This window comes from Jeotgalicoccus saudimassiliensis (genome assembly GCF_000756715.1).
Lineage (GTDB): Bacteria > Bacillota > Bacilli > Staphylococcales > Salinicoccaceae > Jeotgalicoccus > Jeotgalicoccus saudimassiliensis.
In genome coordinates this window covers 400,321-418,326 of the sequence record NZ_CCSE01000001.1, presented here as the reverse complement: position 1 = coordinate 418,326, position 18,006 = coordinate 400,321, and the positions used below count along the sequence as shown (strand labels likewise).

16 protein-coding genes and 1 other annotated feature are annotated in these 18,006 nt (G+C 43.8%); of the genes, 1 reads left to right on the top strand and 15 read right to left on the bottom strand.

Going from position 1 to position 18,006, the window contains the following annotated elements:
* Positions 1–42 precede the first annotated feature (42 nt).
* Positions 43–657, top strand: coding sequence for a YktB family protein (locus tag RZ44_RS02040; RefSeq protein ID WP_035807923.1), 615 nt, complete (start codon positions 43–45; stop codon positions 655–657).
* Between the two features lie 134 nt (positions 658–791).
* Here RZ44_RS02040 and RZ44_RS02035 read toward each other — a convergent pair whose 3' ends face one another.
* The 15 genes from RZ44_RS02035 to RZ44_RS01965 form a co-directional block, all read right to left on the bottom strand.
* Complete coding sequence (locus RZ44_RS02035; RefSeq protein ID WP_035807921.1) at positions 792–1,769, bottom strand: threonine ammonia-lyase; 978 nt, start codon at positions 1,767–1,769, stop codon at positions 792–794.
* 23 nt (positions 1,770–1,792) lie between these two features.
* The gene (gene leuD / locus RZ44_RS02030; protein ID WP_035807920.1) at positions 1,793–2,389 is read right to left on the bottom strand and encodes a 3-isopropylmalate dehydratase small subunit; all 597 of its coding nucleotides are present in this window, start codon (positions 2,387–2,389) and stop codon (positions 1,793–1,795) included.
* A 10-nt stretch (positions 2,390–2,399) separates the two neighbouring features.
* Positions 2,400–3,812: a 3-isopropylmalate dehydratase large subunit gene (leuC, locus tag RZ44_RS02025; protein WP_035807919.1), complete on the bottom strand. Its 1,413-nt coding sequence runs from the start codon at positions 3,810–3,812 to the stop codon at positions 2,400–2,402.
* A gap of 23 nt (positions 3,813–3,835) precedes the next feature.
* Positions 3,836–4,894, bottom strand: a complete 1,059-nt coding sequence (leuB, locus tag RZ44_RS02020; RefSeq protein ID WP_035807918.1) for a 3-isopropylmalate dehydrogenase — start codon at positions 4,892–4,894, stop codon at positions 3,836–3,838.
* A gap of 15 nt (positions 4,895–4,909) precedes the next feature.
* Positions 4,910–6,466: a 2-isopropylmalate synthase gene (locus RZ44_RS02015; RefSeq protein WP_035811487.1), complete on the bottom strand. Its 1,557-nt coding sequence runs from the start codon at positions 6,464–6,466 to the stop codon at positions 4,910–4,912.
* Between the two features lie 39 nt (positions 6,467–6,505).
* On the bottom strand, positions 6,506–7,504 hold the full coding sequence (gene ilvC, locus RZ44_RS02010) for a ketol-acid reductoisomerase (RefSeq protein WP_035807917.1): 999 nt from the start codon (positions 7,502–7,504) through the stop codon (positions 6,506–6,508).
* Between the two features lie 41 nt (positions 7,505–7,545).
* A complete protein-coding gene (ilvN, locus tag RZ44_RS02005) occupies positions 7,546–8,061 on the bottom strand; it encodes an acetolactate synthase small subunit (protein ID WP_035807916.1) in 516 nt (171 codons plus the stop codon).
* Positions 8,049–9,779: a biosynthetic-type acetolactate synthase large subunit gene (gene ilvB, locus RZ44_RS02000; protein WP_035807914.1), complete on the bottom strand. Its 1,731-nt coding sequence runs from the start codon at positions 9,777–9,779 to the stop codon at positions 8,049–8,051. The genes ilvN and ilvB overlap by 13 nt, the downstream gene beginning before the upstream one ends.
* Positions 9,780–9,851: 72 nt before the next feature.
* Positions 9,852–10,089, bottom strand: a binding site (T-box leader).
* 282 nt (positions 10,090–10,371) lie between these two features.
* Positions 10,372–12,084 carry a dihydroxy-acid dehydratase gene (gene ilvD, locus RZ44_RS01995; protein ID WP_035807911.1) on the bottom strand — a complete coding sequence of 571 codons (1,713 nt, stop codon included), beginning with the start codon at positions 12,082–12,084 and terminating at the stop codon, positions 10,372–10,374.
* Positions 12,085–12,108: 24 nt separating this feature from the next.
* Positions 12,109–13,104 (bottom strand): bile acid:sodium symporter family protein, encoded by a 996-nt coding sequence (locus RZ44_RS01990; protein ID WP_035807910.1) that lies wholly within the window; start codon positions 13,102–13,104, stop codon positions 12,109–12,111.
* A 244-nt stretch (positions 13,105–13,348) separates the two neighbouring features.
* On the bottom strand, positions 13,349–14,200 hold the full coding sequence (locus RZ44_RS01985) for a DUF4064 domain-containing protein (RefSeq protein ID WP_035807909.1): 852 nt from the start codon (positions 14,198–14,200) through the stop codon (positions 13,349–13,351).
* A gap of 51 nt (positions 14,201–14,251) precedes the next feature.
* The gene (locus RZ44_RS01980; RefSeq protein WP_035807907.1) at positions 14,252–15,322 is read right to left on the bottom strand and encodes an ABC transporter substrate-binding protein; all 1,071 of its coding nucleotides are present in this window, start codon (positions 15,320–15,322) and stop codon (positions 14,252–14,254) included.
* Positions 15,319–16,104, bottom strand: a complete 786-nt coding sequence (locus RZ44_RS01975) for an ABC transporter permease (protein WP_035807905.1) — start codon at positions 16,102–16,104, stop codon at positions 15,319–15,321. Before RZ44_RS01975 ends, RZ44_RS01980 begins: the two co-directional genes overlap by 4 nt.
* Positions 16,101–16,898 carry an ABC transporter permease gene (locus RZ44_RS01970; protein ID WP_035807901.1) on the bottom strand — a complete coding sequence of 266 codons (798 nt, stop codon included), beginning with the start codon at positions 16,896–16,898 and terminating at the stop codon, positions 16,101–16,103. Before RZ44_RS01970 ends, RZ44_RS01975 begins: the two co-directional genes overlap by 4 nt.
* Entirely contained in the window at positions 16,899–17,984 is a 1,086-nt protein-coding gene (locus tag RZ44_RS01965) for an ABC transporter ATP-binding protein (RefSeq protein WP_035807899.1), read from the bottom strand.
* Between the last annotated feature and the right edge of the window lie 22 nt (positions 17,985–18,006).

Here is an 18,006-nt window from a genome sequence, read left to right as displayed (position 1 = left end):
ATTTTATCATAAGAGAGACCTTTTGAAAGGAGCTCAACCTCAATGAAGTATACATTTACACAAACAGACTTTGATGTCTTTAATATCGACGGTCTAGAAAACAGAATGGCAGCCCTTATTGAAAATACGCGTCCAAAGCTTGAACAGCTCGGTGAACACTTCAGTGACTATATAACTGAAATGACCGGTGACGAAACATATGCACATGTCGCAAAACACGCACGCCGTACAACGAATCCGCCCGATGATACATGGGTTGCATTCAGTACTAACCCGCGCGGTTATAAGATGATGCCGCATTTCCAGATTGGCGTATATAACAGTCATGCATTTTGCATGTACGGCATCATCTACGAATCAAAAGACAAGCAGCGCCTCGCTGAAAACTGGCTTAAAAATATGGACAAATTCGAGAACCTGCCGCAGGACTATCAAATTTCACTGGATCATATGAAGCCTGCTAAAACAGCGCTTAACGAAATGACTGAAGATGAACTTGAAAAAGGGCTCATCAGACTGCGCGACGTTAAGAAAGGTGAATTTTTAGTCGGGAAAGTATATAAACCGGGCGACGAAGAATTAAGTTCTGACGATGTTTTTGTAAAAGATCTTGAGCAGGTTATGGAAAACCTTCTTCAGTTCTACCACCAGAATTAATATAGTATTGCTGACGCAGAACCGTAAAGGTTTTGCGTTTTTCATCAGCTGAATTATTTTTGACGGTCATGAAAACTTAAACACAAAAACAGCCGTCGGACACTTTCCGGAGAAAGGTGACGGCTGCTATAAATCTACAGTGCAGTAATTTGTTCTTTCGTTATTGTTTTATGATTTGATTTCAGCGAAAGTGCCTGAATTTCCCCCATTTTACCGAGGTCCAGATTTCCTCCGCTGACAATAACTCCTGTATGTTCAGAGTCTATTTTGTCGTTATATGCCAGGAGTGCTGCGAGTGCTGATGCACCTGCACCCTCTACCAATGATTTCGTACGCTCAAGCAGATAGATCATTGCGTACGCAATTTCACTTTCCGACACGCAGTAGATTTCATCTACGTACTGACGGACAACCTGCTGTGTCAATTCACCGGGCTGTTTAACCGCGATTCCTTCTGCTATCGTACTGCAGCTGTCCAAGAGCACATGGTCGTCTTTAGTATAATATGATTTAAACATCGAAGGTGCATTTGCTGCCTGCACACCGATTATTTTAATAGATGGTTTAATCATCTTCGCTGCAACCGCGATACCGCTTATTAATCCGCCGCCGCCAATCGGTACGATAATCGTATCCAGCTGTGGAATTTCTTCCAGCATTTCAACACCGATTGAACCTTGTCCTGCCATGATGTCATAGTCATCAAAAGGATGAACGTATGTTGCACCTGTCAGTTTTTTATGTTCCAGGGATGCAGTGTATGCTTCCTGGAAACTCTGTCCGACAAGCTTAACAACAGCACCGTATCCTCTTGTTGCTTCAACTTTGGCTGAAGGTGTTCCCTCCGGCATAAAGATTGTTGCAACAGCATTCAATTTCTTCGCTGCAAGCGCAACGCCCTGGGCATGATTCCCGGCAGATGCAGTCACCACACCCGCTTCAAGCTGTGCCGGAGTCAGTCTCGACAATTTGTAAGAAGCACCCCGGTATTTAAATGCGCCCGTTTTCTGATGATTTTCCAACTTCATATAAACTTTCTTGCCGGTTTTTTCATTTGTAGTCTGCGATGTTACCACCGGTGTCTTGTGTACGTTTCCGCGCAGATATTCCATAGCATCTCTGACTAAATCATTATTTAACGAATTCCCAAAAGACCACGCTCCTCAAAAGCTGTTATTTTTTCTTCATTTAATAAAGTTAATGCAATATCATCCCAGCCGTTAATTAATTTTTCTTTATGATAGGCCGGAATTTCAAAGTCCAGTGTTTTTCCGCTGCTGTCTGTAACTTTCTGTGTCTCAAGATCAACTGACAGAGTAAAATCTCCGTCCTTTGACTGCTCCTGCCACTCTGCCACCTGCTCTTCCGGCATCTTAATTAGGATGATGCCGTTCTTAAATGCGTTTGAATAGAAAATATCCGCAAATCCCGGTGCAATAATTACTTTGTACCCGTAATCAAGCAGTGCCCACGGCGCGTGCTCCCTCGATGAGCCGCAGCCGAAGTTATCACCGGCAACAAGTACCGAAGCACCGTCGAATTTCGGATCATCCATATCGAAGTCTTCCCGCTTCGAACCGTCGTCATTAAAACGCCAGTTGTGAAATACGAACTGTCCAAACCCGGTACGTTCGATACGTTTTAAAAACTGCTTCGGGATAATCTGGTCCGTGTCCACATTGGAACGGTTCAGCGGATAGACTTTACCCTCGTGCTTTGAAATTGCCTCCATAATTACCCTCCTATGCAGTGACTCTGCTCTGATATTTTCTGACGTCTACGAAGCGACCGTTAATCGCTGCAGCAGCGGCCATTTCAGGGCTGACAAGGTGAGTTCTTGCACCATTACCCTGGCGTCCTTCAAAGTTGCGGTTTGATGTGGATGCACAGCGTCCGCCCGGCGGTACAGTGTCTTCGTTCATACCAAGACATGCACTGCACCCGGCATTCCGCCATTCAAATCCTGCATCGATAAATACTTTGTCTATGCCAAGTGCTTCCGCTTCCTGTTTAACGAGAAATGATCCCGGTACAACGATTGCTTTCACACCTTCTTTAACTTTACTGCCCTGAATAATATCCGCTGCACGCTGTAAGTCCAGTACACGGGAGTTCGTGCAGGAACCGATAAAGACATGGTCAATTTCTATATCTGTAATTGCCATTCCCTCTTCAAGTCCCATATACTCCAGAGCACGCTTCGTTGAATCTTCATCTTTTGAGCCGCTGACAACAGGAGTGGTCGAACTGATTGGAACGACCATACTCGGGTTTGTCCCCCATGATACCTGCGGTTCAATTTCAGAAGCATCAATTTCAAGTGTTGTATCATATTCAGCACCTTCGTCAGTACGAAGATCCAGCCATTCTTCTGCAAGTGCATTGTATTCTGCTTCATCTCTCGGAACATAACGGCGCCCGCGAAGGAAGTCCACTGTCGTTTCATCCGGGGAGATTAAACCGGCACGTGCACCGCCTTCAATCGACATGTTACATACCGTCATACGGCCTTCCATCGTTAAGTCCCTGATCGCCTGTCCGGTATATTCCACAACATGACCGGTACCGAAATCAACACCGAATTTCGCAATAATAGCGAGAATTAAATCCTTCGCTGTTACACCGACACTTAATGCTCCATTAACTTTTACATTCATCGTTTTAGGCTTCGACTGAGTCAATGTCTGCGTTGCAAATACGTGTTCCACTTCACTCGTCCCGATGCCGAATGCGAGTGCACCGAACGCACCGTGTGTCGATGTATGCGAGTCACCGCAGACAATCGTTTTACCCGGCTGCGTCAGACCGAGCTGCGGCCCGATGACGTGAACGATTCCCTGATCCGGGTGGTACATATCCGCCAGCTTAATACCGAATTCCTCACAGTTTTTCTTTAAAGCATCCATCTGCTTTTGGGCGATGGCATCCTGTGTGTCTTCTCTGTTTTTTGTCGGTACATTATGATCCATCGTTGCAAACGTTAAATCCGGACGGCGGACTTTTCTGTTATTTAAGCGCAATCCTTCAAAAGCCTGAGGTGAAGTCACTTCATGGATTAGATGCTGATCGATATAGAGCAGATCCGGTTTGCCTTCTTCTTGATGAACGACATGCCGTTCCCAGATTTTTTCGATAATTGTTTTTTTCTGAGCCATGTTAATCTTCTCCTTTAACTTTTTTACAGAACGCTGATAATTTTTTCAGTCATTTCCGTCGTAGATAACGTTACTGCTCTGTCAATTTGTAAATCTCCCGTTTTAAAGCCGTCTGCCAGGACCTGGTTCACAGCTTTTTCAATCGCTGCTGATTCTTCATGCAGCCCGAATGAATATTTCAGCATCATGCCGACGGACAACATCATACCGATTGGATTCGCTTTATTTTCTCCTGCAATATCAGGTGCTGAACCGTGAATCGGTTCAAACAGCCCGAGTCCTTTATCACTTAAACTCGCTGACGGCAGAACACCGAGAGAGCCGGTGATTACAGATGCTTCATCACTTAATATATCTCCGAACAGGTTTTCTGTGACGATGACATCGAAATAAGAGGGATTCGTTATCAACTTCATTGCAGCTGCATCAACCAGTTCGTGTTCGACTGTCACTTCGGGATATTCACTGCTTACTTTATTGACGATCTCCCGCCACATTCTGCTGGATTCGAGTACATTTGCCTTATCCACCGATGTTAAATGTTTACGTCTCGACATCGCAGTATCAAAAGCAGTTCGAACGATGCGTTCGATTTCCCCGTAAGTGTAAGTCAGAGTATCTACGACGCTTTGACCACCGTCACGGCGCTCACTCGGCTGACCGAAGTACAGTCCCCCTGTCAGCTCCCTGACAATCATTAAATCACTGCCGCGAACTACATGCTGTTTCAGCGGTGAAGATGCTTCCAGTGAATCAAAAATTGTTACGGGACGCAGGTTTGCAAAGAGATTGAACTGCTTGCGGATTTTTAACAGTCCCTGTTCCGGACGGATTTTGCTGTCGGCCCATTTTGGGCCGCCGACTGCGCCGAGCAGAATTGCATCAGCAGATTCACATGCTTCAATGGTTTCAGCCGGCAGCGGATCGTTATGTTTATCTATAGCGATCCCGCCTATGTCTTTTGACTCAACTGTAAATTCGTGATTATATTTTTCTCCCACAGCCTTCAGCAGTTCGTGAGCCGAGTTCATAATTTCCGGGCCGATACCATCGCCGGGAAGTGTAATTATATGTTTTTTCATTGCCGTTTCTCCCCTTTATGCATTTACGCTGATTGCAGGTTCTGTCGCATGTTCACTCATCAGATAACGGTTGACTGCATTAAAATATGCATTCGCCGATGCTGCAAGAACATCCTGTGCAGTACCCCGGCCGGAAAATTTCTGACCGTTAATATTAATTTGAACACGCGATTCCGCGAGGGCGTCTTTACCGCCGCCGACAGAACTTAACTGGTAGTCGAGCAGATTTGTCGATTCCGACAGTATCTCCTGGATTGCTTTATATAACGCCTCCACGCTGCCTGAACCTGTTACTTCGTGCGATACTGGCTCTCCAGCCGGTGTGACGACATCGATATGTGCTTTCGTCTGTCCGTCCTGTTCGTAATTAACATAGAAGTTGTCGAGGACATAACGTTCAATATTCGATGCATCTGTTTTAATCTCCATAATGATTGAATAAATATCATCATCTGTGACTTCTTTTTTATGATCCGTCAGTGCTTTAAAATTCTTAAATGCTGCTGACAGCTCTTCATCGGAAAGTTCAACGTTAAATGATTTTACTTTGTCTTTAAACGCATGTCGTCCGGAATGTTTACCCAGGAACAGCGTATTTGCCGAGTCCGCCGAAACACCGACCAGAGCCGGGGATATAATTTCATAAGTTTCCGCATTTTTCAACATGCCGTCCTGGTGAATACCCGATTCATGAGCATAGGCATTGCGGCCGATAATCGCTTTGTTCGGCTGCACCGTCATGCCTGTCAGTTTAGCCACAACATCACTTGAACGTTTAATTTCCTGAAGGTTTAAGTTTGTCGTATACGGATAAGCATCTCCGCGTATATGAAGTGCGACTGCAATTTCTTCCAGCGCTGCGTTTCCTGCACGTTCACCGATACCGTTAATGGAACATTCTATCTGTGTCGCTCCATTTTCTATACCTGCGATGGAGTTTGCAACTGCCATCCCAAGATCGTTATGGCAATGCGTCGACAATATTGCCTGATTGATATTCGGTACGTTTTCACTTACATACCTGAACATCTCTCCGTATTCCTCAGGTGTTGTATAGCCGACTGTATCAGGCAGGTTAATAATGGATGCACCTGCTTCGATCACCGCTTCAATAATCTCTGCTAAAAATGGAAGCTCCGTACGGGACGCATCCTCAGCTGACCATTCCACTTCATTAAAAAGTGTCTTTGAATACTTCACCATTTCTACAGACGTGTCGATCACCTGCTGTTTATCCATCTTCAGCTTGAACTCGCGGTGAATCGGACTCGTTGCCAAAAAGATGTGAATTCTTGGACTCGGCGTGTTTTTCAGCGCTTCGTATGCACGGTCAATATCGTGCTTTTTAGTTCTGGCAAGTGCTGTAACAGATGATTTTTTAATCGTATCCGCAATGAGCTTCACTGCCTGGAAGTCACCTTCTGAAGATGCAGGAAAGCCTGCTTCTATAACGTCAACGCCGAGTCGCTCGAGCTGCTTTGCAATCTCCAGTTTTTCCTGCTTATTTAAGTTTACTCCGGGTGACTGCTCACCATCTCTCAGCGTAGTATCAAAAATTTTAATATCAGTTATATCAGTCATATTGACCTTCCTCTCTTCAGTTTTATTATTTTATCTGATCGGGTTTTGAACAAATGGCATTAAATCTCTTAATTCCTGACCGACTGCCGTAATCGGATGGTTATATTCGCTGTTGTTGATCGCATTGTACTGGGGACGTCCAGCCTGGTTTTCTAGAATCCATCCTTTAGCGAACTGGCCGTTCTGGATTTCTGTCAGTACTTCACCCATGCGCGCTTTAGTTTCTTCATTAATTACGCGCGGTCCGCTGACGAAGTCACCCCACTGTGCCGTATCGGAAATTGAGTAGCGCATGTTTTCCATTCCGCCTTCGTACATTAAATCCACGATAAGTTTTAACTCGTGCAGACATTCGAAATATGCAACTTCCGGCTGGTAGCCTGCTTCAGTTAACGTTTCAAATCCTGCTTTAACTAATGAAGTCAGTCCGCCGCACAGTACTGCCTGTTCCCCGAACAGATCCGTTTCTGTTTCTTCCTGGAATGACGTTTCGAGAACGCCTGCACGTGCAGCTCCGATTCCCTGAGCATATGCTTTTGCAACATCCGCTGCACTGCCTGTAACATCCTGGAATACACCGAATAATGCAGGTACACCTGCTTCTTCCTGATACGTACGGCGTACTAAGTGCCCGGGTCCTTTCGGAGCAACTAAAAATACATCTACGTTTTCCGGCGGCACAATCTGATTAAAGTGAACGTTGAAACCGTGTGCGAAAGCCAGTGCACTGTTTTCTTTTAAGTTAGCCTTAATTTCCGCTTCGTATACTTTCGGCTGACCTTCATCCGGCAGTAATACCATCGTTACATCTGCATCTTTAACTGCTTCTCCGACAGTTCTTACATCAAAGCCGTCTTCTTTCGCTTTATCGAAAGATTTACCTTCGCGGAGACCGACGATTACATTATGGCCTGAGTCTCTTAAGTTCTGCGCATGTGCGTGTCCCTGCGAACCGTATCCTACGATCGCTACTGTTTTACCTTGTAAGCCTGCTGTGTTGATATCTTTGTCATAATAAACTTTAGCCATAATTTAATTTCTCCCTTTTATACATATATTATTTATTTAATTTAAACACTTAGTGTTTTTAAATCCTGAATACCTTTTTGCTGTCCGCGTCTGAATGCTGTTACACCGGTACGGGATAAATCCTTCAAACCGTATGGTGTCAGCAGCTCGATTAACGCATCCACCTTATCCGGTTTACCGGTAACTTCTATAATGAGTGAGTTTCTTGAAACATCGAGCACCCGTGCTCTGAACGGCTCGATAATACTTTGAATTTCGCCTCTCGATGTGCTGTTTGCCCCAACTTTAATAAGGGCGAGCTCACGGGAGACAATTTTAGAATCCGTAATATCATCGACTTTAAGTACATCGATTTGTTTGTGCAGCTGTTTGGTCAGCTGCTCGGAGCTCTTGTCGTTGGAAATTTCAACGACAATGGTCATTTTGGATATTCCGGGTGCCTCCGATGCACCGACTGTAATACTTTCGATGTTAAAACCGCGTTTGGCGAGCATACCGGTAACTCTGTTTAAAACACCGCTTGAGTTTTGTACTGTCAGTGTAATTACTCGCTGCATTGTCTCACTCCTATCATTTCATGATTCCCCTTACCTGCCGGGACCATCGGATATACAAGGTCAAGTTTCACAACTCTGGCATCAATCAGTACCGGTTCATCAGATGTCATTGCTTCTCTCAGTTCTTCCGACACTTTATCTTCCTCAGTAAATCTGTATGATTTAACGCCGAAGCTTTCACCCAGTTTCACAAAATCCGGATTCGTCTGCATCAGGGACTCTGAATAACGTTCATCGTAAAACTTCTCCTGCCACTGTCTCACCATACCGAGTGCTTCGTTGTTGACGATGACTACTTTCACCGGCAGATTGTACTGCTTCAGCGTGGCAAGTTCCTGCATTGTCATCTGGAATCCACCGTCTCCGACTACAGCCACCACTGTTTTTTCCGGGAATGCAAGCTGTGCACCGATGGCTGCCGGAAGACCGAAGCCCATCGTGCCGAGACCGCCGGATGTGACGAAATGATTCGGCTGGTTAAAGTGATAGAACTGTGCACTCCACATCTGATGCTGACCGACATCTGTCGTTACAATCGCTTCACCGGCAGTTGCATCATATACCTGTTCGATAAACCACTGCGGTGAGATTAAATCTTCGCTGCGATCGTACCAGAGTGGATTCTGTTGTTTATCAGCCTGTGTTTTGTGTCTCCAGCTGTCAATAACTTTCATCTCGCATTTGCCGCTGTTTAACATTTCAAGTGCTTCTTTCGCATCCGCAACGACCGGTATTTGCGTTTCCACGTTCTTACCAATTTCTGCCGGGTCGATATCTATATGTGCAACTCTGGCATGCGGTGCAAAATCTGCAATTCTTCCTGTCAGTCTGTCATCAAACCGGGCACCGATATTAATCAGCAGATCTGATTCATGAATCGCCATGTTGGCAGCGTACGTACCGTGCATTCCCGCCATACCGAGGAAATTTTTATCGTCTGCGTTAAAAGTACCAAGACCAAGCAGCGTCGATACTACCGGCAGATCATACTGTTTAACGAACTGACGAAGTTCTTCTGAAGCTTTTGCAAACTGAACCCCGGCACCTGTTAACACTACCGGACGCTCTGCTTTCTGCAGCGCTTCAAGAAGGCGGCTGATCTGCAGCGGGTTCGGCTTTGTTGTCGGCTGGTAACCGGGAAGATGAATTGCATCATCTGCCGCCTCTTCCACCACTGCCTCCGAAATGTTTTTCGGAATATCCACAACGACCGGACCGGGACGGCCGGTAGATGCGATATGAAATGCTTCTTTAACTATTCTTTTTAAATCTTTTACGTCAGTTACCTGATAGTTGTGCTTTGTAATCGGTGTTGTCAAACCGATGATATCTGCTTCCTGAAAAGCATCTGTACCGATTACTTTGGTAGATACCTGACCGGTAAATGCCACTATAGGCAGTGAATCCATCATCGCGTCGGTTATGCCCGTAATTAAGTTTGTTGCACCGGGACCGCTCGTTGCGATAACAACGCCCGGTTTACTGCTCACTCTTGCATATCCTTCTGCTGCGTGGATTAAGCCCTGTTCATGTCTACAAAGAATGTGTTTGAATGAACTCTCATGACGGTAGAGCGCATCGTAAATCGGAAGGACAGCACCGCCCGGATATCCGAAGACAGTATCTACTTCTTGTTCCGCTAATGCTTCTACTAATAAGTCAGCACCTGTTTTTATATTCGCAATAACTTCCTGTGAGTGTTCAACTTCAACCTTCATATTATTTCCTCCTTATAGCATAAACTTAAAATAAAAAACTCCATTCTCCCTATCGATCATTGTAATCATGATCAATGGGGAGAAAGGAGCTTTCACGGTACCACCCAAATTTGTACACACATTTCTGTGCATACCTCTGCAACTGGCATAACCAGTTAAAATTAATAACGAGTTTTAACCCGTCCCTGCCTACTTCTTTTCAGCCGGGCACTCAGGGATGAGATTCTCAACTGCTGCATTCCGGATTCACACCATCCACCCGGTCTCTGAAAATGCTCTGCAATATCGAAGTTCCCTTCAACGCTTTAAGTTCTGAACTATTTAAATTGTTTGATTATTTAAATTTCTTAATGAATGTATAATACCCCGGATATAAAACAAAAGCAACAGCAAAAAGCCAATTATTTTAAATAATCTAACATTTCTGATAATGTAATCGTTTCCAATGCTGATATGTCCGTCTTCTCATAAAATCAATGTTTTTATTACTTTTTACACCTTTCCAGGTTTCTTTATAAAAATATAAAAACCCGTACATAATTTTCATTGGAATGTTTTATGTACGGGTTTAGGAGTAATTTTATTTAATTGATTAGTTTCTTCCTGGCAAATCATCACGATTGAAGAAATCTGTAATTGCACCTTTCGATGATGAAGATACGATATGTGCATATTTACCAAGTACGCCTTTACTGTGGAGCGGAGGCAATACTAAATCTTTACGGCGTTTTTCAATCACTTCATCAGAAACATTGAACGACAGTTCTTTAGTATCCTGATCAATGGTAACGATATCTCCTGTCTGAATCAGGGCAACATTCCCCCCGTCCTGCGCTTCCGGTGCAATATGCCCGACTACAAGTCCGTGGGTTCCGCCGCTGAATCGGCCATCCGTTAAGAGTGCGACATCCTCACCGAGACCCTTGCCGACAATTAAACTGGATAATGAAAGCATTTCCGGCATCCCCGGTCCACCTTTAGGTCCTACATAACGTACAATAACCACGTCACCTTTAACAACCTCATTAGCCATAACCGCTTCGATTGCAGCCTGTTCCGTATCGAATACTTTAGCCTCGCCGACATGACGGCGCACTTTAACTCCCGACACTTTTGCCACCGCACCTTCAGGTGCCAGGTTTCCTTTAAGGACAATTAACGGACCGTCGGCACGTTTTGGATTTTCAAGTGGAAGAATGACATCCTGTCCTTCTTTTAAATGTTCAACATCTGCAAGGTTTTCAGCAACCGTTCTGCCGGTAACTGTCAGACAGTCTCCATGAATATATCCTTTTTCATACAGATACTTCATAACACCCTGTACTCCGCCGACATTAAACAGATCCTGGAAGACGTATTTACCGGACGGCTTCAAATCTGCAAGATGCGGTACTTTTTCCTGGAAGTCATTAAAGTCGTCAATAGTCAGCTCGACTTCCGCTGCATGTGCAATTGCAAGTAGATGAAGAATTGCATTTGTCGAACCGCCAAGTGCAAGAACGACGGTGATCGCATTCTCAAAAGCTTCTCTCGTTAAAATATCTTTCGGATAAATTTCTTTTTCAAGAAGATTCAGTACAGCTTTACCCGCCTCGTAGACATCCTGTTCTTTTTCTTTCGTAACCGCAGGATTTGATGCTGATCCCGGAAGACTTAAGCCCATCGCTTCGATGGCTGCAGCCATCGTATTTGCTGTGTACATACCGCCGCAGGCACCCGGACCCGGACATCCTGCACATTCCACCCGTTTTAATTCTGCATCATCGATGTCGCCGTTGTTCCATTTGCCTACGCCTTCGAACACTGATACAAGATCGATATCCTGGCCGTTGTGACGGCCCGGTGCAATCGTTCCCCCGTATACGAATACGGCCGGAATGTTAGTATTCGCAATGGCAATTGCACAGCCCGGCATGTTTTTATCACAACCGCCAATAGCTACAAATGAGTCAAAGTTCTGTCCCTGGACCATTGTTTCAATTGAGTCTGCAATGATGTCTCTTGACGGCAGTGAAAACCTCATACCCGGTGTTCCCATGGCAATACCGTCTGCTACAGTAATAGTATTGAATTGCACCGGCACACCGCCGGCTTCCGATACACCCTCTTTAGCAAATTGTGCCAGATCATTTAAATGAACATTACATGGTGTCGTTTCCGCCCAGTTGCTGACTACGCCGATCTGCGGCTTTTTAAAACTTTCATCGTTAAAGCCGACAGCCCTGAGCATTGCTCTGTTTGGTGCTTTTAAGCCAGTATCATCATATACATGTGAACGAATTCTTATATCTTTCTTCTCTGTCATAATTTCCCCCGCCTTTTTAATCTTTTAAATTTCTGATTTTTTTACTTCTTTATGCTGTTCAATTGTTGCTTTATCTTCTTCTGTCAGCTCCTGACCTTTTCCAAGCTTACTGAGCCAGTTCGCTGCAAGTGAGCCGGAAATGTTGTGCCATACGCTAAACAGTGCACCCGGTACTGCAGCTATCGGTGAAAAGTGCGTCGCAGCAAGTGTTGTTGCGAGCCCTGAATTCTGCATACCAATTTCAATAGATAAAGTTTTAGTATCTCTCAGATCAAATCGGAACACTCTCCCCAGCAGATACCCTGTTAAGTAGCCCAGTAAATTATGGAGTACGACTACTGCAAAGATAAGCAGTCCTGACGTCAGTATATTTTCAACGTTATTTGATACTACAGCTGTAATTACACCGATAATACCGATTACTGAAATCAACGGCAGCACGCCGACAGCCTGCTCCACTTTGGAACCGAGCAGATACTGTACTGCTACACCGAGGGCAATCGGCACAAGTACAATCTGAATAATCGATATAAACATTGCCGAGAACGAAACCGGCAGCCATGCGCTTGCAAGAAGCAGCGTCAGCGCCGGAGTTATAACAGGTGCTAGTAAAGTCGATACAGATGTTGCCGTAACCGACAGCGCCATGTTCCCTTTTGCCAGGAACGTCATTACATTACTTGATGTTCCGCCGGGTGCACATCCGACAAGGATGACACCGATGGCAATTTCCGCCGGCAGCTGGAATAGAAGTACCAGGCCGAGTGCAATAAGCGGCATTATTGTATACTGCGCAATTACGAGTGTAATCACTTCTTTCGGTGCTTTGACCACTTGTTTAAAATCACGGAATTTTAAAGTCAGGCCCATGCCGAACATAATAATCCCAAGCAGCAGATTTATGTATGGTGCAATCCACGTAAAACCTCCAGGCAGAGCAAAAGCCAATGCTGCAAATAAAATGACCCAGACAGCGAACGTATTACCGATAAATGTACTCAATTTGATTAAAGCTTTCACATGAATCACTCCATTTTCAATTGTTATTTAGTTATAACAGGTATCATAACAGAAATTTTCAAAATTTAGAACTCGGATATTTGATTATTTAATAAATTCAGACAACTGATAATAAATATAATATTCTTCAACTATTGAAACAATCATGTTGTTAACGTTTACATATCACTTTTATAATTATGTGTAAAATTTTACAAAATAAAAAACCGGAAGAGCTTTTAAACTCTTCCGGTCAAAATAATTCTTAATTACGGTTTCTGCGGTCTACGTTATCTCTTCTCGTACGTGCAGGGTCTTCCCTGTCCGCTTCGTCAAAATCCACACCGCTGTTACGGTTATATTCATTTTCGGTTACCGGACGGTTAATGTTCCGAGAGTCAATGTTATCATCCACTGCGTTCACTTCATCTTCGTCGATACGGCTGAACTTGCGTGTACTTTCAATATCATCATGACTTGATTTATCATCGTAGCCGTATTCAGAATCTCTTTTTTCATGCAGTTTAACATCATCGTCAGCCGGAACTGCTGTACGGCGTTCCTCATGTCTGTGGCTCTGTTCATGACGATAGTCATCACGTGCATTGTAGTCATTACCTCTCCCGCGGTCATCACGCGGATAAGCATCTTCAGGATGTTCATTTTTCACTACAAGGTCTTTACGTGCAAACAGCAGAATTGCTGCGATAACGAAGAACAGTGAAGAAATTAACGTCACTACTAACGGTGCTGCTAAAATTGCTGCGAGCAGCAACAGTATTCCTGCTAAAATTCTGCGTCGCATATTCAGTAAACCGATTAGTGAAATAATTAAAGGCAGTACCAGATACAATGAAATCATCCAGAAATTACCGAGGAAGCCAAGTGTCATATCGATAACAGCCTGCGGATCGGCACCCTGCAGTTCCATCGTCTGAAGTTCCGCTTCCAACTGTGTTGTAACATTGTCAATTGTTGCCTGATCATTCATAGTAACTAATGAGAAAAACAATATTCCTGCTGTAAATGCCAGCAGCAGAAGCCAGCCGAGCCAGCCGAAAATTCTTTCAGCGATACGGCTGACAGGTTTTACTGTTTGTGTGTACTCTTTTGCCATAATAATCCTCCTAATTTGTCTTTATTGATTAATACCCATACTGAACCTTCTTTAATCAAGTGATATTTTAAATTGTAAAAACAGTTCATTGTATCGGCTGATCATCTCCGGACCGAGGTCTTTGTACATTTCCAAAGTTTCCAGCTGCGTATCTGCAGGGTAGAATCTTTCATCTTCACGTACCGTTTCGTCCATCAATTCCAGCGCGGCTGCATTCGGTGTCGCATAGCCGACCCAATCCGTATTCTGTGCCGCATTCTCACTGTCCAGCAGGAAGTTAATAAACTGATAGGCACCGTCCTGATTGGTCGAACTTTTCGGAATCACCATCGCATCGAACCAGAGATTCGACCCTTCAGACGGTATTGTATAATTCAAATCTTCATTTTCCCACATAATATCCTGCGCCATACCGCTCCATACGACAGCAACTTCTGCTTCGTTTTCCGTCATCATCGCAGCAATTTCATCGCCGACAACACCTCTTATATTCGGCGAAAGTTCCAGCAGTTTATCCGTAGCTGCAGTCAGCTTTTTGTCATCTGTTTCGTTGAGTGATTCCCCCAGGCTGTTTAAGGACATACCCAGCACTTCGCGCGCTCCGTCCACCATTAGAATTTCATTCTTCAGAGATTCATTCCACAATGTGTTCCAGGTTGAAAAATCAAGGTCAGATGCAGTGTTTTCATTATATAAAATCCCGACTGTACCAAAGAAATACGGTACAGAATATTCGATAAGCGCTTCAGGCATCCGCGCTGCAATGTCCGGATCGATATTTGCAGCATTCGGAAGCCTGCTGTAATCGAGTTTCATAATTAAGTCGTCCTTAACCATTTTCTCAACAGTATACTCACTCGGAAAAATGACATCGTAAGGTGTACCGCCCTGATTCACCTTAACCATCATTGCTTCGTTTGAATCAAAGGTTTCGTAGACGACGCGAATTCCGGTTTCATCATAAAAGGCATCCAGCAGTTCAGGATCGATATATTCTCCCCAGTTATAAACATACAATGTATTGTCTGAACTTCCTTCAGACTGTTCAAGCATATCTGCAGCAGCAAACAGCAGTAATCCTGCTGCAACGGAGACTGTAATTAAGCTGATAAATGTCTTCATTTCACCGTACCTCTTTTCATCTGGTTACGCGTACTCAGTAGATAGTATATAAATACGAGAGAAAGGACAAATATAAATATCAGCGTGGATACCGCATTAATTTCCAGTGTGATTCCTCTCCGTGCCATAGCATATATTTCAACTGACAATACGGAAAATCCGCTTCCCGTCACAAAAAATGTCACGGCAAAGTCATCCAGTGAATATGTCAGTGCCATAAAGAATCCCGCTATAATACCCGGCTTTATAAAAGGAATAATTACTTTTAGTATTATCGTCTTTGAATCCGCACCGAGATCTCTTGCTGCATCGACAAGTGAACGGTTCATATTGTAGAGCTTCGGCAGTATCATCAGCACGACAATCGGTACCGAAAATGCAATGTGCGCAAGTATTACAGAAACCGGCCCCAGTGAAATACCGAGAACTGTAAAGAGAATTAACAGAGATGCACCGATTATCACATCCGGCGACACGATCATTATATTGTTAATACTTAACAGCAGATGTCTCGTACTGTGTTTCACATTGTATAAAAACAATGCACCGCCGAGGCCGATTAATGCTGCAGCTGCACTTGAAATTAATGCAACCGCCAGTGTATTAAGAATAATCACAATCAGGCGCGTATCGGTGAATATATTCAGGTAGTGTTCGACAGTAAAACTATCAAAACTGCTCATGCTGCCGGCACTGTTAAAAGAGTAAAACATTAAGTAAAAAATCGGGAAATACAGCAGAATTACAACCAGTGTCAGATAGTAATTTGAAAGTTTCCTCATATCTTACCCGCCTGCTTTCTGCTGCCGCCGGTAAAGATCATAACAATCAGCATAATTAAAATTAAAAATACACCGATTGTCGAACCCATTCCCCAGTTTTCGTTAGTTAAAAACTGCTGTTCAATTGCTGTGCCGAGAGTGATTACTTTATTGCCGGTAATCAGTCTGGTAATCATAAACAGACTGAGTGACGGTATAAATACAACCTGGACGCCGGTTTTTACACCTTCCAAAGACAGCGGCATAATCATTTTGAACAGCACTTCCATGCTGTTCGCCCCAAGATCTTTTGCTGCACTGAGCAGATTATTATCGATATCATCAATTGCATTAAATACAGGCAGCAGCATAAACGGCATAAATATATATACGCTCACTATGATAAAAGCTGCATCGCTGAACAGAAGCGGAAATTCACCAAGCCCGATATATGCGGCAATATCATTCACGACACCCCTGCGGCCGAAAATACCGATAAATGCATACGTTTTTAACAGCAGATTAATCCATGTCGGCAGTATGATAATCAGGAGCCACATCGCTTTTCTTTTCGTGCTGCTGATTACAAGAGCCAGCGGATAACTGACAAGCAGAGTAAACAGCGTAATTAAAAATGCATACCAGAAAGATGAAACGGTCATTTTTATATAATTTTCAGACAGGAATGCAGCATAGTTTCCAAGCGTAATATTTCCGGATAAATCAATAAAACTGTAACCGGTCATTAACAGAAGCGGAACGATAACAAACAGCAGCATCCAGATAAAATAAGGAACGGCTATTAAACGCTTCATCTACTGTTCCTCCTGGAATGACTCAAGCCGTTCATTAAATTCATCTTCGTCCTCACCCGGAATCATTATATGAATATCTTCCGGCTCAAAATTCAGCGATACCCTGCTGCCTGTTTCTGCATTTTTCGTCGAATGAAGCACCCATTCATATCCATCTTCGTCGATACAGCATATTTCATAGTGTACACCCCTGAACAATGTTGAATCGACAGTCACGTTCAGCTTTCCCTCATTATGTTTAACGATAAAAATATCTTCGGGACGAATCATTACATCGACCGGAGTACCGGGATTAATGCCCCCGTCAATACATCCGTATGTTTTCCCGTATATATCTACTTTCATATCTTCCACCATCGTGCCTCTGACGATATTTGATTCACCGATAAAGTCCGCAACATATCTGTTAAGCGGTTCATCGTATATATCTTTCGGTGTACCGGCCTGGACGATATTCCCTTTTTGCATCACGATAATTTCATCACTTAAAGCGAGCGCTTCTTCCTGATCATGCGTCACAAAAATAAATATGATTCCCAGTCTTTTTTGCATTTCCTTCAGTTCATACTGCATATCCACACGCAGTTTCTGGTCAAGTGCTGACAGCGGTTCATCGAGCAGCAATATGTCCGGCTCATTTACGACTGCCCGTGCAATTGCAACACGCTGGCGCTGACCGCCGGATAATTCACTGATGTCCCGGTATTTATATTCCGTTAAGTTTGTGAGCTTTAATACTTCCAGTACTTTTTCATCGATTATTTTTTTGTTTACTTTTTTAACTTTTAAGCCGAATGCGATATTCTCGTATACATTCAGATGGGGAAACAGTGCGTAATCCTGAAAGACCGTATTTACCTTCCTTTTGTTCGCACCGACACCGTTCATTTTTGTATTGCCGAAAAAAATCTCACCGCCGGTTGGATGAATAAAACCGCCGATGAGCTTTAATACAGTTGTCTTCCCGCAGCCCGAAGGACCGAGAATTGTATAAAACTTATTATTTTGAAACGTATAATTTATATTATGCAGTATCTTATTATCATTATATGATTGCGTAATATTGTGAAGCTTAATAACTGTCATAGCTGACCTCCCCTGTAATCAT